The organism is Dolichospermum sp. UHCC 0259 (assembly GCF_009711935.1).
In the GTDB taxonomy this organism is placed as follows: Bacteria; Cyanobacteriota; Cyanobacteriia; order Cyanobacteriales; family Nostocaceae; genus Dolichospermum.
In genome coordinates this window covers 49,782-65,631 of record NZ_VIKX01000062.1, presented here as the reverse complement: position 1 = coordinate 65,631, position 15,850 = coordinate 49,782, and the positions used below count along the sequence as shown (strand labels likewise).

General features: G+C 36.5%; 13 protein-coding genes. 5 read left to right on the top strand and 8 right to left on the bottom strand.

Translation table 11 applies throughout. From position 1 onward, the window contains the following. Window positions 1-50: 50 nt before the first annotated feature. On the bottom strand, window positions 51-689 hold the full coding sequence (locus tag FJR05_RS05110) for a DUF3386 domain-containing protein (RefSeq protein WP_168643099.1): 639 nt from the start codon (window positions 687-689) through the stop codon (window positions 51-53). Window positions 690-1,133: 444 nt separating this feature from the next. Between FJR05_RS05110 and clpB the strand changes: the two genes are divergently transcribed. Beyond that, entirely contained in the window at window positions 1,134-3,752 is a 2,619-nt protein-coding gene (gene clpB / locus FJR05_RS05105; protein ID WP_168643097.1) for an ATP-dependent chaperone ClpB, read from the top strand. 284 nt (window positions 3,753-4,036) lie between these two features. Here clpB and FJR05_RS27150 read toward each other — a convergent pair whose 3' ends face one another. From FJR05_RS27150 to FJR05_RS05090, 3 genes are all read right to left on the bottom strand, one after another. Beyond that, on the bottom strand, window positions 4,037-4,159 hold the full coding sequence (locus tag FJR05_RS27150; protein ID WP_371416802.1) for a type II toxin-antitoxin system HigB family toxin: 123 nt from the start codon (window positions 4,157-4,159) through the stop codon (window positions 4,037-4,039). A 15-nt stretch (window positions 4,160-4,174) separates the two neighbouring features. Beyond that, a complete protein-coding gene (locus tag FJR05_RS05095) occupies window positions 4,175-5,272 on the bottom strand; it encodes an RNA-binding domain-containing protein (protein WP_168643095.1) in 1,098 nt (365 codons plus the stop codon). 219 nt (window positions 5,273-5,491) lie between these two features. Then, complete coding sequence (locus FJR05_RS05090) at window positions 5,492-8,488, bottom strand: tetratricopeptide repeat protein (protein WP_217385520.1); 2,997 nt, start codon at window positions 8,486-8,488, stop codon at window positions 5,492-5,494. A 389-nt stretch (window positions 8,489-8,877) separates the two neighbouring features. Here FJR05_RS05090 and FJR05_RS05085 point away from each other — a divergent pair, with 389 nt between their 5' ends. The 4 genes from FJR05_RS05085 (at window position 8,878) to aroF (ending at window position 11,819) form a co-directional block, all read left to right on the top strand. Next, complete coding sequence (locus FJR05_RS05085; protein WP_168643093.1) at window positions 8,878-9,093, top strand: DUF433 domain-containing protein; 216 nt, start codon at window positions 8,878-8,880, stop codon at window positions 9,091-9,093. A gap of 12 nt (window positions 9,094-9,105) precedes the next feature. After that, window positions 9,106-9,426, top strand: coding sequence for a hypothetical protein (locus tag FJR05_RS05080; RefSeq protein ID WP_168643091.1), 321 nt, complete (start codon window positions 9,106-9,108; stop codon window positions 9,424-9,426). Window positions 9,427-9,481: 55 nt separating this feature from the next. Next, window positions 9,482-10,453 (top strand): hypothetical protein, encoded by a 972-nt coding sequence (locus tag FJR05_RS05075; protein WP_168643089.1) that lies wholly within the window; start codon window positions 9,482-9,484, stop codon window positions 10,451-10,453. Between the two features lie 325 nt (window positions 10,454-10,778). Beyond that, window positions 10,779-11,819: a 3-deoxy-7-phosphoheptulonate synthase gene (gene aroF, locus FJR05_RS05070; RefSeq protein ID WP_168643088.1), complete on the top strand. Its 1,041-nt coding sequence runs from the start codon at window positions 10,779-10,781 to the stop codon at window positions 11,817-11,819. A 64-nt stretch (window positions 11,820-11,883) separates the two neighbouring features. Here aroF and minE read toward each other — a convergent pair whose 3' ends face one another. From minE to FJR05_RS05050, 4 genes are all read right to left on the bottom strand, one after another. After that, window positions 11,884-12,189, bottom strand: coding sequence for a cell division topological specificity factor MinE (gene minE / locus FJR05_RS05065; protein ID WP_168643086.1), 306 nt, complete (start codon window positions 12,187-12,189; stop codon window positions 11,884-11,886). A 37-nt stretch (window positions 12,190-12,226) separates the two neighbouring features. Beyond that, on the bottom strand, window positions 12,227-13,033 hold the full coding sequence (gene minD / locus FJR05_RS05060) for a septum site-determining protein MinD (RefSeq protein WP_168643085.1): 807 nt from the start codon (window positions 13,031-13,033) through the stop codon (window positions 12,227-12,229). Between the two features lie 203 nt (window positions 13,034-13,236). Further along, on the bottom strand, window positions 13,237-14,412 hold the full coding sequence (minC, locus tag FJR05_RS05055) for a septum site-determining protein MinC (RefSeq protein WP_174783579.1): 1,176 nt from the start codon (window positions 14,410-14,412) through the stop codon (window positions 13,237-13,239). Between the two features lie 90 nt (window positions 14,413-14,502). Continuing rightward, a complete protein-coding gene (locus tag FJR05_RS05050) occupies window positions 14,503-15,831 on the bottom strand; it encodes a four-carbon acid sugar kinase family protein (RefSeq protein WP_168643084.1) in 1,329 nt (442 codons plus the stop codon). Window positions 15,832-15,850: the final 19 nt, after the last annotated feature.

The following is a 15,850-nucleotide window of genomic DNA, read 5'->3' as shown; positions in this document are numbered from 1 at the left end:
AAAATATCTTTGAAATTATCCAGTCCTGCCCTTGACTTTTTAGCCGCTGCTTACTCCAGGAGCTTTATATGAGAATAAACAAACTCGGTAATTGATTGAGGAGTTTCAGTTTTCCCATTTTCATATTCTGCCACCACCTGCTTTGTTAAAATGTAATAATTACCAAACTTTTGATATGTATCCGTAAATTGGAGGATGCTATTAACATTGCCTGTTTGCGAATTGCGAAAAACCACATCATAAGCAGAAGGGATATAACCGGAGTCTGTATCTAGGAATTGCTCAGAATTAATCTCCAACGACATCCGACCCATAACCCGAATTTCCTGATATATTTTTTGGTTACGGATTTGATAGTGAGAATCAGTATTTTCACCTTTAACAAAAACTGTTTCTGCTATTTCACCCAAACTAAATTCATGTTGACCGTAAAAACTGTGAAAATCGCTGCTTTGACAGCGGGTAACTATTTCCTGTAACTGAATATCAATTCCTGCTTCTATTTGTTTATCTGTAACTCCCGTAATTTCTACATTCAAGTTACGATCAATCTGAATCTTCCCAGTATAAACTTCACCTTCCTGTAGCAGTTGCACATCGGCACTATAACCAGGAAAGTTTTCATCCCAAGTGTAACGACTTTCATAAGCAGTTTGAAATAAAATTCCTGCTGTTGACTGAATTGCCATATCACTACTTTGACTGCGCTTTCTTAACAGTCTAATTCAAAGTTAATGATTCCTATACAAAATATATTTGCGGTTTTATTTATGTCTTTGCGCTTGGCTCAAGAAAAACGTTGATAATTCGGACTTTACACAACAATGCCGTTCAAGTATAACTCCAATATAGCAGAAACTGGAACTATGTCAATAATCAATTGCTAGAAAGTTAAAACTTCGTGAAATTATTGACAATATTCTCAATAACTCTGAGAATTACCCCCTGTTTATTGAGAATGGACTATTTTGCTAAAAATCGTATTTAAAAAACTTATGTTTAGAGTATCAAAGACAGTTAAGCAACATTGGGCAATAATACTACATTTTCAAGACGTGAAGACCGATCTAGCTATTAGCCCAGATATTTTTACAATGATCTTATTAAACAGTAGTTTGTTATTCTAAAAGCTTATGCAGCCGACTAACCCTGATCAATTTACAGAAAAAGCCTGGGAAGCTATAGCCCATACACCCGATGTCGCTAAACAATATCAGCAGCAGCAGCTAGAAAGCGAACACCTGATGAAAGGGTTGCTGGAACAGGAAGGACTGGCCAGTGCCATTTTCACCAAAGCTGGTACAAATCTCCAAAAAGTTCGAGATCGCACCGAGCAATTTATCCAACGTCAACCCAAGGTATCAGGGACTAGTGCTTCTGTTTATTTAGGACGCAGTTTAGATACATTATTAGATCGGGCAGAAAAATATCGTCAAGAATTTAAAGACGAATTTATTTCTATTGAACATTTACTGTTAGGTTACGCCAAAGATGACCGGTTTGGCAAAAGTTTACTACAAGAATTTAGTTTAGATGAAAACAAACTCAAAAATATTATTAAAGAAATTCGGGGGAAACAAAAAGTGACTGACCAAAATCCAGAAGGTAAATATCAATCATTAGAAAAATACGGACGTGATCTCACAGAAGCCGCTCGCAAAGGTCAATTAGACCCCGTAATCGGTCGTGATGATGAAATTCGCCGGACGGTGCAAATTCTCTCCCGTAGAACCAAAAATAACCCGGTTTTAATTGGTGAACCTGGAGTCGGGAAAACTGCGATCGCAGAAGGTTTAGCACAGCGTATTGTGGCGGGTGATGTTCCCCAATCTCTCAAAGATCGTAAACTGATTAGTTTAGATATGGGGGCTTTAATTGCAGGAGCAAAATTCCGAGGTGAATTTGAAGAACGTCTCAAAGCCGTATTAAAAGAAGTCACCGAATCTGGTGGCAATATTGTCTTATTTATTGATGAAATTCATACCGTTGTCGGTGCAGGTGCAAGTCAAGGGGCTATGGATGCCGGAAATTTGTTGAAACCAATGTTAGCACGGGGTGAATTACGCTGTATTGGGGCGACAACTTTAGATGAATATCGCAAATATTTGGAAAAAGATGCCGCGTTGGAAAGACGCTTTCAACAAGTTTATGTAGATCAGCCCAACGTTCAAGATACAATTTCCATCTTACGCGGCTTGAAAGAACGTTATGAAGTCCATCATGGGGTAAGAATTTCCGATAGTTCTCTCGTCGCTGCTGCCACTTTATCAAATCGTTATATTAGCGATCGCTTTCTCCCCGACAAAGCCATTGATTTAGTAGATGAAGCCGCTGCTAGATTGAAAATGGAGATTACCTCCAAACCCGAAGAACTGGACGAAATAGACCGGAAAATTCTCCAATTAGAAATGGAAAAACTCTCTTTACAAAAAGAAAGTGATCCTGCTTCCCGTGAACGGTTAGAAAGATTAGAAAAAGAACTCGCTGACCTCAAAGAAGAACAAAGAACTCTTAGCACACAATGGCAATCGGAAAAAGGGATTATCACCAAAATTCAATCAATTAAAGAAGAAATTGACCGAGTTAATTTAGAAATTCAACAAACCGAAAGAGACTATGATCTTAACCGGGCTGCGGAATTAAAATATGGCAAACTAACAGACCTACATCGGCAATTACAAGCCGTAGAAACAGAACTTGCTCAAACTCAAAAAACCGGAAAATCACTATTACGCGAAGAAGTTACAGAAGCCGATATTGCCGAAATTATTTCTAAATGGACAGGCATTCCTCTAAATAAATTAGTGGAATCAGAAAAAGAAAAACTCCTGCATTTAGAAGATGAATTACATCACCGGGTAATCGGTCAACAAGAAGCCGTCACCGCTGTAGCTGATGCCATTCAACGCTCTCGCGCTGGACTTTCTGACCCCAACCGTCCCATCGCTAGTTTTGTCTTCCTTGGTCCAACAGGTGTCGGTAAAACCGAACTGGCGAAAGCCTTAGCTGCTTATATGTTTGATACCGAAGAAGCTTTGGTGCGGATTGATATGTCCGAATATATGGATAAGCATAATGTTTCTCGACTAATCGGTGCGCCTCCCGGTTACGTCGGTTATGAAGAAGGAGGACAATTAACCGAAGCCATTCGTCGTCGTCCCTACGCGGTAATTTTATTCGACGAAATCGAAAAAGCCCACCCCGACGTATTTAATATTTTCCTGCAAATCCTTGATGATGGTCGGGTGACAGATGCCCAAGGTCGCACAGTAGACTTTAAAAATAGTATCATCATCATGACCAGTAACATCGGTTCTCAATATATCCTGGATATATCTGGAGATGATAGTCGTTACGATGAAATGCGTAATCGGGTGATGGAAGCAATGCGAAATAGTTTCCGTCCAGAATTCTTAAACCGTCTGGATGAATTGATCATTTTCCACAGTTTACAAAAATCCGAATTGCGGAATATTGTCCAGTTACAGGTAGAGCGACTTAGAGAAAGATTGACTGACCGGAAAATATCTTTGAAATTATCCAGTCCTGCCCTTGACTTTTTAGCCGAAGTAGGATACGATCCCGTTTTTGGTGCAAGACCATTAAAAAGAGCAATTCAGCGAGAACTAGAAACCCAAATAGCCAAAGCCATATTACGCGGTGATTTTAGCGACGGTGATACCATTTTTGTAGATATTCAAAATGAGCGTCTTGCCTTTAATCGCTTACCCGCAGAAGTGTTTACAGGTTAGAAGATAATGGGTAATGGGTAATGGGTAACCAGCAGCGTCCAGGTAATAACTGTAATGTGGGGTAATTTGGAAAATGAGTGTTGAAGTTGAATTTTTATCACTTTAACTTCAAGTTTAAAAGACTGTATTTTTCTAGTTTATACCCAATATTCAGCAAAAAGTACCTGGCGCTACATTTTTATTTATATATTTAACAACAGATATTTTTGATCCATTGAAATGGTTAAACAATTAGCAAAGTTTATTTCTTGGACTAATAACTTGGATACTAATTCAGAAATACTTTAATGTTTACATGAAAACGTAATCAACCGATATTTATTACCACCAATATTAAACACTCTTAAATCACCTATGATATCAGCACTAGGAAAAACAGAGTGTAATTCATATTTGTGTTTTTTTATCCGTATTGGCTTGATCTAATAACTTTCTCCTGACGGTTTACTCCGTTTTAGACAAAATTCTACTATTTCTGGAGTATCAATAAGAGGCTTAGAAGTGTTACCAGCGCGAATGTAGAGTTCTGATTTATATTTTTTATCTTTACCTTTCATTAACACGATTTCATCTGATTTTCTGACATCAATTGCACAGACTGTTTTACTGTCTATTGTCTCAAATCTAACTGTAACTAATGACATAAAGCCAGCACCGATGCAATCACAAATTAGATGTACAATTGTCTGCTCAAATTGATCTAGAGAACCTTTGGAAAGTGTAGCCAAATCTTGCTCTAAACCAAAAATATTACCATCATCTTCAACTCCAATAATTAGCGTTCCTCCTTCAGAATTGAGAAAAGCAGCAATAGTTTTGAGGACACTAAATCTCAAATCCTCATTTTTACGATTTTGTCTAACATCCCATTGCAAAGTGCTTTTATATTCTAATGTCGGACTTTCTGGTAATTTTATAAGTTGAGAAATTGGTTGTAAATCGCCTATTTTTCTAATTGTAGTTAAAAATCGTCTTAATTTTCGTTCCTCAAGTAATTTGTTAAGAGTATCTTCATTATCTGCTATTTCAATTACAGTTTTATTAATGACTGCAATATATTTACCCCAATACTCTTTTTTTAAAATTTCCAGATTTTCAGTTATCCACTGTTCATTGTGGACATTACCCCAGCGATTAAAATAGGTAATGGCTTCTTGGATAGAATCGTGGAGAGCATCAAAAACATTACCCCCCATATTTTTAGAAATATAGTCCCACGCTCCCAATTTAAACGCCTTCCGGCAATCTATCACGGTGTCGTTAGCAGTGAGGATAATCACTACTGATGAAAGATTACGTGCTTTTACCTCTTCCACAATTGCAAATCCACTGTTATCTTGCTCCATTCGCATATCAGAAATTATGACATCAAAAGGATCACATAACTTTTCTGTTGCTTGAACTACACTAGAAGCCGTCTCAATATGACGATAACCGTAATCATTTAACCAATCTACAAGTTCATTGAGGTAACGAGGATTATCTTCTACCAGTAGCAAATGAATATTTTCAGTCTGCATAATTCTATGACTTTGATTGCTTGAAAAAAGGACATAAACTAAATTATACTATTTTCTACTATAACCCTATAGTGAGACTGATATCAAACTTAACGAAATTGGCGTTGCATAAGTGCGGAATGTGGGTTTGAGTGTAGAGACGTTCCATGGAACGTCTCTACAGGGGTTTTGGATTTATGGAAAATCATTTTCATCCCTAAAATCAGCAACGCCACAAAATTAACTATTTTCGCTTTTTGTATAAGGAATATAGATTTTAAATTTAGCTCCTTTCCATCCAGTTTCTTGGATGTGTCCGTTCATCTGTGTTAATGTTTTGCGGATGATAAATAATCCCAAACCGCTACCATAACCTTCACTGGCTGTAGTTTTTAGAGGTTGAAATATCCAATCTTTTTTATCTGGGGGAATTCCTTGACCATTATCATTAAACTCAATTAATAGATATTTTTGCTCACCCGGAATATTAGCGCCACGAATTCCCGCAGGATTGATAATATCCTGTGTAGACATAGAGATGTTTAAATCTAGTTTGTTAGCATTGTGTTTGAGAGAATTTTCTACTAATTCATTTAAAATACTTTTGATCTTCTCTTCATCACCATTAAACTCTGAATCACCATTTTCACTATCTAGAGTAATAGAAGCATTATCAATATGAGGGTTAGCTTCCCATTTTTCAAATATTTTTTTGATTTTAAAATGATGATTTTTAATTTTGATACCTTCATTAATGGCTTTGAGATCATTAAGAGCAATTTGAGTAAATTCTAGTTGTGTTAATAATTTATCAAATTGCTTGTAGTGAGGATTATCAACAGCAATTTTTCTCATAGCACGTCTAGTTTTAGACTCAATAATTGCTAACTGATTATTAACAACATCAGAAATATCATGAGCAGTTTTGGAAATAATTGCTAGAATTTGCTCATATTCATCATTAGCAATAGTGTAAATTTGAGATTTTTCCAATGCTCGACGACGGTTAACTTCTTCCAGTACATCTTCAATATCATTAATAATACTTGTAAGTAAGGGATCTTCTGCTTGAGAAAAACGCAAAATCCGGTAAGCAATCCCTTTAAGAATGCTGATTTCATTAGCAATTTTATGATAAATTGCTCGATTTAGTATTTCGGTGTCATTTACACCACTTTGGTAATCAGATTTAACCATTTTAAAATAATCTTCTTGACTTAAATTAAGCGTTAACATTTCCAATGCTTCATAATAGCGTGGGGATTCCTCAGCAATTTGTTGCAACATCTTAACAGCAGTTTCATTATGAGGATTATTAGCGAGGATGCCTCTAGCACTGGATAATATTGACTTATCTTTATCATCTGAGTTAGCAATTGCTAAGTTAAAATATTTATTTCCCTGCTCGTACAATTTACGACAGTAGTAAAGTCTTCCTAGGCTAATATGAATAACATTTATATGATATTGGGGGAGACTATCAAAATCTATCGCTTGAAGTTGAGATATGGCATCTGTGTATTTACTCAATTCTTCTAGACATCTAGCGTATATAAAAGATATATAATTATTCGATTTTATTTGTAAAAAACGCTCAAAAATTTCACAAGCTTTTTCAAATTCTTTAGCATCTAATAATACTTTTCCATATTTAATTAGAGTCTTAGAATATCTATCAATAGTAATAATATCATTAGGTTGAAGTTGTAAAGACTGCTCAAAAATCTCACAAGCTTTTTCATAATTCCCCGATTCTGTCAATGTTTGACCATAGCTAGTTAAAGTTTTTATATCATTAGGTTGAAGTTGTAAAGACTGCTCAAAAATCTCACAAGCTTTTTCATAATTCCCTGATTTTGTCAAAGCTTGACCATAGTTAGTTAAGGTTATTATATTGTTAGGTTCAATTTGTAAAAATCGTTCAAGAATCTCAAACGCTTTTTCATTATTTCCAGATTCTGCTAATGCTTTTCCATAACTATTTAATACTATTGTATTAGTAGGATCAATTTTTAATGCCTGTTCAAAAATATCATAAGCCTTATTATATTTTCCCGATTTTGCCAATGCTGTACCATAACTAGTTAAAGCTATTATATCATCAGGTTGAACTTTTAATGAATGTTCAAAAACCTCAAATGCTTTTTCATACTGCCTGTTTTGCAATAAACTTGTTCTATAGTTAATTAAAGTTATGATATTATCAGGTTCAATTTTTAATGCCCGTTCAAAAATATCATAAGCCTTATTATATTTTCCTGATTTTGCCAATGCTGTACCATAACTAGTTAAAGCTATTATATCATCAGGTTGAACTTTTAATGAATGTTCAAAAACCTCAAATGCTTTTTCATACTGCCTGTTTTGCAATAAACTTGTTCTATAGTTAATTAAAGTTATGATATTATCAGGTTCAATTTTTAATGCCCGTTCAAAAATCTGATATGCCTTATCATATTTTCTTGACTCTACCAATGCTGTACCATAGCTATTTAAAGTTATGATATTATCAGGTTTAAGTTCTAATGAACGCTCAAAAATTTCAAAAGCTTTTTCATAATTTTCTGATTCTACCAATGCTGTACCATAGCTATTTAAAGTTATGATATTATCAGGTTCAATTTCTAATAAACGCTCAAAAATTTCAAAAGATTTTTCATACTGCCTACTTTGTAATAAACTTGTTCTATAGCTATTTAAAGTGTAAGCGTTATCAGGTTTAATTTTTAAGGATTTTTCAAACATTTCAATGGCTTTTTTATGATTTCCCAATTTTGTTAATACTTCTCCATAGCCATTTAAAGTTACTTCATTATCCGATTTAATTTGTAATGAGCGTTCAAAAATATCAATGGCTTTTTCATGATTTTCACATTTTGTTAATGCCTGACCATAACTAGTTAAAGTGTAAGCATTATCAGGATCAATCTCCAAAGTTTTTTTAAAAATATCAATGGCTTTTTCATACTGCTTTAGTTTTACACAAGCTCTACCATAGTTTCTCAAAACACTAAGATTATTTGGTTCAATTCGCAAAGCTTTTTCAAAAATTGTTAATGCTTCTTCTACTTTATTAAGTTTTACTAGAGACTGAGCATAAATTTTCAAAGCTTCAATATTATCTGGTTCAATTTCTAAAACTTGTTGAATAACGACAATAGCTTGTTTACTGTCCCGATTCTTCAGTAAATCGTCAGCCTTGCTAATTAAAGATTGGATATCATTACTATTCATCATGGTTTATTTTTTAAATTTAAAGTTCATCTATTGCTTAACTTGTCAGCAATGAATCTAGAGTAAATAGTCTTGCTCCTATAAAGATACTACAATTCGTGTCTGTGTCATTGCTGTACATCATTAAATCCTGGATATCCTGATATGGCTTGCGCCACGCTATCAGACAAAAATCATTATTCTGTAAATCCTAACCAGGAATCTAGGGAATAAATTCCCTGTCTTAAAGCTAAAGTCGGTTAAAACCGACTAGAATATAGTCTAATTTACTGAGGGAACATTTGACAATCACATCCTGAAAATCCTTAAATCCTGAAAATCCTGATTCAGACAATTAATACTTTATAATTAATCCAAGTGTAACTTTTCCATTTACCAAGGAGGAATCAGTCATGAAAGGATGGGAAACTTTAGATGCAATAGAAAGACAACCTGATAAAGTAAGTGGTGCATGGGTATTTCGAGGAACAAGAGTTCCCGTTGCTGCATTATTTGAAAATTTGCGCGATGGTGCAACAGTAGATGAATTTTTGGAATGGTTTCCACCTGTGCAAAGATCGCAAGTTGAAGCTGTACTTAATTATGAGCTTCAAAAATTAGCTGCTTAGATATAATTAGAAATGAAAATTCTTTTTGATCAAGGAACTCCTGTGCCACTACGAAAATATTTAACAGACCATTCTGTAAGAACAGCTTATGAAGAAGGATGGTCTAATTTATCAAATGGAGATTTATTAAAAGCTGCTGAATCTCAAGGATATCAAATACTCATAACAACAGATCAGAATTTGCGTTATCAACAGAATTTGAGCGAACGTCAAATAGCAATTGTGGTTTTACTGTCAACTTCATGGCCAAAAATTCGGACACAAGTTGATAAAATTTGTGCTGTCATCAATACAACTGAATTGGGTGATTATCAAGAAATTTCTATCATCTAAAAATTCTCATCCTGTAAATCCTTAAATCCTGGACATCCTGATTCTGACAAAAAAAATGACAGAAACAACCGCCAATTATGATCAAACATGGAAAGAAGCAATAGGAGAATATTTTGAATTATTCATCCAATTCTTTTACCCCAACCTCCACCAAAAAATTGATTGGAGTAAAACACCAATATCATTAGATAAAGAACTAGAACAAATCACCGCATCTAGTCAAACTAAAAAACGTTATGCCGATAAATTGTTTCAAGTTTGGTTATTAAACAATGAAATCATCTGGATTTTGATCCATATAGAAGTACAAAGTCAATATGATAAAGAATTTACGCAAAGAATGTACATCTATAACTATCGTTCCTTTGATTTATTTCATAAACCAGTCATCAGTTTAGCCATATTAGGAGATGAAGATAAAAAATGGCGACCAAATAGTTATGAATATGGATTAGATGATAGTTTAGTAAAAATGCAATTCAGCATTGTGAAACTGCTAGACTATCAATGGGAAGACCTAACCACAAGTAACAATTTATTTGCTATAATGGTTATGGCACATCTAAAAACCAAAGCCACGACTAGGAATTTAACCGAACGAGAACAATGGAAATGGAACATAGTCAGACCATTATATCAAAAGGGCTTAACTAGATTTGATATTATCAACTTAATTAAGTTCATTGATAAAATGATGACCTTACCACCACCATTACAAACAGAGTTCAACGATAAATTAGAACAGCATGAAAAGGAGTTAAATATGCCTTTCCTAAGCACTATTGAAGAAATGGCTCAAGAAAGAGGTGAAGCAAAAGGTAAACAATTAGGTGCTAGAGAAAACTGCCAAAACAATATTATCAAAATTCTCGCTAATAGATTTGATTCTGTTCCAGAATTGATGAGTGATTCTCTCAAAAAAATTGAGGATATGACGATTCTAGAAAATCTACTTTTATCGAGTATTAGTGTTAATTCTTTGGAAGAATTTCAAAAGTTAATTGATGCAGAATTACAGGAAAATTAATGATATTATATCCCTGACTTCTTCTATCATGAGGAAATCGGGGGTTTCTCAAAATCCTCATCCTGTAAATCCTTAAATCCTGTAAATCCTGATTCTGACAATCATCATCCTGTCAGTCCATTGATAAAATAATAACTATAGATATATGTTTAATTATGCACAAAACCTTTTACAAAGACATAGATTTTAATTTTTCTAGTAAAATTAAAAGCACCAATTACTCCCTGTTGAAGAAAAAGTACCTAACGCTACATTTTTTTTCATGAGTTTTCCTTGTTAATCTAAAGTTAGTTAATCAAAAATTTACTTAAAAAGGAACTCATAAATGATTATCGTCATGAAAGTTGGTTCCCCACAGGAAGAAATAAATCGGATTGCTACAGAACTATCTAGCTGGGGACTGACACCAGAAAAGATTATTGGTCAACATAAAGTAGTCATTGCTTTAGTTGGGGAAACTGCGGATTTAGATCCCCCCCGCATTCAAGAATTAAGCCAATGGATTGAGCAAGTATTACGAGTGGAAGTACCCTACAAACGAGCTAGTCGTCAGTTCCGTCACGGACAAGCCTCTGAGGTGGTGGTGAATACTCCTCAAGGTGATGTGGTGTTTGGTGAACATCATCCTTTGGTAGTTGTCGCTGGACCCTGTTCTGTGGAAAATGAAGAGATGATTGTAGAAACGGCTCTGCGGGTAAAAGCGGCGGGGGCTAAGTTTTTACGAGGTGGTGCATATAAACCCCGCACGTCACCCTATGCTTTTCAAGGTCATGGTGAAAGTGCTTTGGAATTGTTAGCTACAGCCCGGAAGGTCAGCGGACTGGGGATTATTACCGAAGTAATGGATACGGAAGACTTGGAGAAAATTGGCGAAGTCGCTGATGTGATTCAGGTGGGGGCGAGAAATATGCAGAATTTCTCTATGCTGAAGAAAGTGGGAGCGCAACCCAAACCAGTGCTGTTAAAACGCGGTATGGCGGCGACTATTGAAGATTGGTTAATGGCGGCGGAGTATATTTTAGCGGCGGGTAATCCGAATGTAATTTTGTGTGAACGGGGAATTAGAACTTTTGACCGTCAGTATACTCGCAATACTCTGGATTTATCGGTTGTGCCAGTTTTGCGGAAACTAACGCATTTACCGATTATGATTGATCCTAGTCATGGTGTGGGGTGGTCTGAGTTTGTCCCTTCTATGGCGATGGCGGCGATCGCAGCGGGTACGGATTCATTAATGATAGAAGTACACCCCAACCCAGCTAAAGCTTTATCGGATGGACCCCAATCTTTAACCCCAGACCTGTTTGATAAACTAATGTTAGAATTGGCGGTAATTGGTCAAGTCATGGGAAGGTGGTCAAATTAATTAATGCCCCCATTCGCCTTTTACTATCCAATTCCAGACAATTCAGGGCGCAGGGCCTGCGCCCCTACAGTAAGATATCACGACTTTCTAGAACTGTTTCATCTAGGCTTTCTTTAACCCTACGGATTGGTAAATTAGCAATTAAAGCCGTTGTTCGTTGGCTGCTTTCTAGGGAAAATTCCAAACCGTCTGTTTCTATTTCGACATAGCGACAAACGATTTCCAGGATTTCCTGACGCATTTTTTCTAAAGTTTGGGGGTCTAAGTCCGCACGGTCATGGGAGATTACCACTTGCAAACGACGTTTAACGTCATCGCGGCTATTATCGGGACTACGAACGAAAAATTTTTCTAAAATTTCAAGAATCATTGCGGGTATGTGTAAGGCAGAAACACTGGCAAGTAAATTAAACAATCTTTGACCACAACATCTTTCTCAACCGGGAGAAGATGTTTTTGTTAGATGAGTCAAGCTCCAGAAATTCGACAGTTTCCCCTTCCAATCTCCGAGCAATGTTCTCAAAAGCGATCGCAGCTAAAGAGGGTGTGTCTGATAATACTAAAGGTTCGCCACGATTGGTAGAGACAATCACCCGCTCATCGTCGGGGATCACTCCAATTATGGGGATGGCTAGAAGTTCCTGAACATCTTGTACAGACATCATATCATTTGCCTGTACCATTGCCGGTCTAATCCTGTTAACTATTAAGTTAATCTTTTTGACACCTTGGGCTTCGAGTAATCCTACTACCCGGTCAGCATCACGGACGGCGGAAATTTCAGGAGTGGTGACAATTAGGGCTTCTTTGGCTGGTGCAGTCGCATTTTTAAACCCCATTTCAATTCCTGCGGGGCAGTCAATCATCACATATTCATATTTTTGCGCTAGGGCATTTACCAGTAATTTCATTTGGTCAGGTGTGACGGATTCTTTATTGCGATGTTGGGTAGCTGGGAGGAGTACCAAATTAGGTTGGCGTTTGTCTTTAACTAAAGCTTGTTCTAAACGACACTCCCTAGCTAAGACTTCCACCGCTGTATAAACAATGCGATTTTCTAGTCCTAGAAGTAAATCTAAATTTCTCAGCCCAAAATCGGCATCAATTAAGGCTACTTGTTTGCCTATTTTGGCTAAAGCCATCCCTAAATTAGCTGAAACTGTGGTTTTACCGACTCCCCCTTTACCGGAGGTAATGACAATAATGCGAGTCATGATAATGCTTTATGAAAGTTTAGGGAACAACAATAAAATATTTTTATTGCTATTGATTGATTCTAATTTAGTAACCTAACAGAAATTAATTACATATACAGTAGCAGGTAAATGAGGTACGAATATTAATTAAGCCTTGCACCAAAAGGGTTTTACTGCTGACTGTTGAAAGCTGCTGTAGATTCTTAACTTAAGCAAGAATTTTAGATCAGATTTTGTGTAACTAATTGGGTTCGACTACTTAATTGACTGCGGGAAAAATCAGCGGCTTTAACAATGCGAATACCTTCAGGTGTAATATGTGCAACTTCAGGAAAGAAGGTGGTGAGGGTTTTTTCTGGGGATCTAGCAACAGCATCAGCGATTCGCAATTGGGTTGGTTCCATTTGCAAGGCCATGATCAACGATTCCCGATTCCCACCGGCACCAGCATGGGCAACTCCCCGCAATCGTCCCCAAATGAGAATATCTCCTTCGGCAATGACGATACCACTGGGATTGATATCTCCCAAGATGATGACTGTGCCAGGATGACGAATTTCTACACCTGATCTGACTGTCATTTGCAGATAGAGGGCATCTGCTAGGGCGCTGGGAGTCGGTTGAATATTAGATGTGAGGGGGGATGTTTGGAGTTGGATTTGTTCTACGGAATAACCCAATGTACAAGCTGCGATCGCTGTTTGTCTCCGACTGGTAGCTACAGATTTTAGTTGAATTTGGTATGTATTTAAAGTTTCTGCCAAATCTTGCAATTGTCTGTTATCTAACAATCTATCTTGTGCTACTAGATGCAGGGCTGTATTGGGTTTCCGTAAGCGATCGCCCGCATTAAGACGCTGTTTCATTTGTTGCCAAATTTCCCCCCAATTAAATTCTGATGCCGGTACTTGCAACTCGGTGGGCAAAATTAATAATAGTCGCTCTCCTTCAGTTTTTAACTGAACTTGAATATTATGATCTATCTTTTGTTCTATTAATTCTAAATCAGCACTTGGTAACTCAGCTAAAATAGAACCAGATTCCCCCCCATTAGGAATATTAAATTCTGGATTTTCAGCAGCAGCATTACCCTTTAAAAAAGCAATTACGGAACTTAACTCTGAATTAGGAATAACAGGATCAGATTCTACTTTATGATCAGCAAAATCCCTATTTATATCGTCCACATGAGAATTATTTACCTCTTGATTAACTTGATGAAAAATAGATTCTGATTTAGAAAATTCAGCCTTTATTTCCTCATATTTACCAGAATCTACATTATTATTTTCGACAGAAAGAGAATTATTTACCTCTTGATTAACCTGATCAGAAATTGATTCTGATTTAGGAAATTCAGACTTTATTTCATCAGGTTTAGCAGAATCAAAATTCATGCAACACTAGCCAAAATACACTAACATTTAAGATTTTCATAAAAGTTTGGTGATGGGTAATTGGTAATTGGTAATTGGTAATAATTAAACCTATTCCCTATTCCCTATCAATCGTTGATAAACAATCCCCAAAGCATCAGCATTACCGACATTACCGGGAAACAACACCACTGGCAAATTAGGAAACAAGGGATGATCAGATGGTGTAATTACCATAGAACAACCTGCTAAAATTTGACCAAGTAATCGGGCTGAAGTTAAAGCCAGTCCCGTACTCAAGACATCGTTAGAAGTAATACCCCCCTTACTGATAAGGAATCCTAGATCAGATGGTAAACCCTGGACAATATCCATCAGTAAAGCGGAAACCGTGCTACCAAAATCTAACCTAGTTTTGACATCTTTAAATGTCAATTCCTGACGGCTAGTATAAACTACTGGAGTTTTACCAGCATTATGTACTACTTTGACATTTTCCAGAATCTCGGTTAGCAGTTTAGCAGATTCATTTACCCCATTTTCCAGTAATCTGCCCACATTCACTTCTATGCCTACCGTCCCCTCAACTTGTAATAATGATTCTAACTGTTGAGTTGTCTTTTTAACGTGAGAACCCACAATAATTGCACCAGGTTTACCACCGCGCACATATTTTGCCATATTTTCAGCAGCAATGGGTTGGGGTGGTAAGGCAGCCAAAGCTGTTAAAATACTAGCAGCAGAACGGAATAAAAACCGTTTCCCCTGACTTGCGGCTGTTAATACATCTACCGCAAAGGTGTTAAGATCCTCTTGATTTTCCCCGTCTACGACACCACACTGATTATTTTCAAGTTCTAATAAACTTTCTAAACTACCAGCACGGATATCTGCGAGTAAAAATCTAGTAACATTATCTTCTTTAATCCGTCCCTTGGTTTTTTCTTCCACATATTTAGGAAGATAGCTGTAATTGTAACCAAAGACAGAATCACGAGCAAATTCTGTTTCATGTACGGGAGTGGGAACACCATCAATAATTAGATAGTGAATACTGTCGCGGGTAATTCTTCCCCCTTCAAAAAACGCGGGAACAAGAAAATGAGCATCAAATGGACCGAGTTCTTCAGCAATCACATCGGTTTCTATGGGATAATGTCCCCGTAAGGTAGAGTCAGAACGACTAACTACGAGAAAATCGGCGATTTTTTCCGCTGCTAAGGCAAGTTTGAGGTTATGACAAACTTCTCTAGTTACAGATGCGGCTGCTTCTGGAGTCAGGGAACGAGTATTTGTTAAAATAAAGAAAATAGGAGCATCGTCTTTTAATCCTAACCGTAAAGTTTCTACATCCCAGCGCATTAATAGTAAACAACTATGGACGGTTTGTGAACCTGTGGGATCATCATCAAGGACAATTATTTTAGGTTGGTTATTCATTTATTTTTTAGGAAATTTA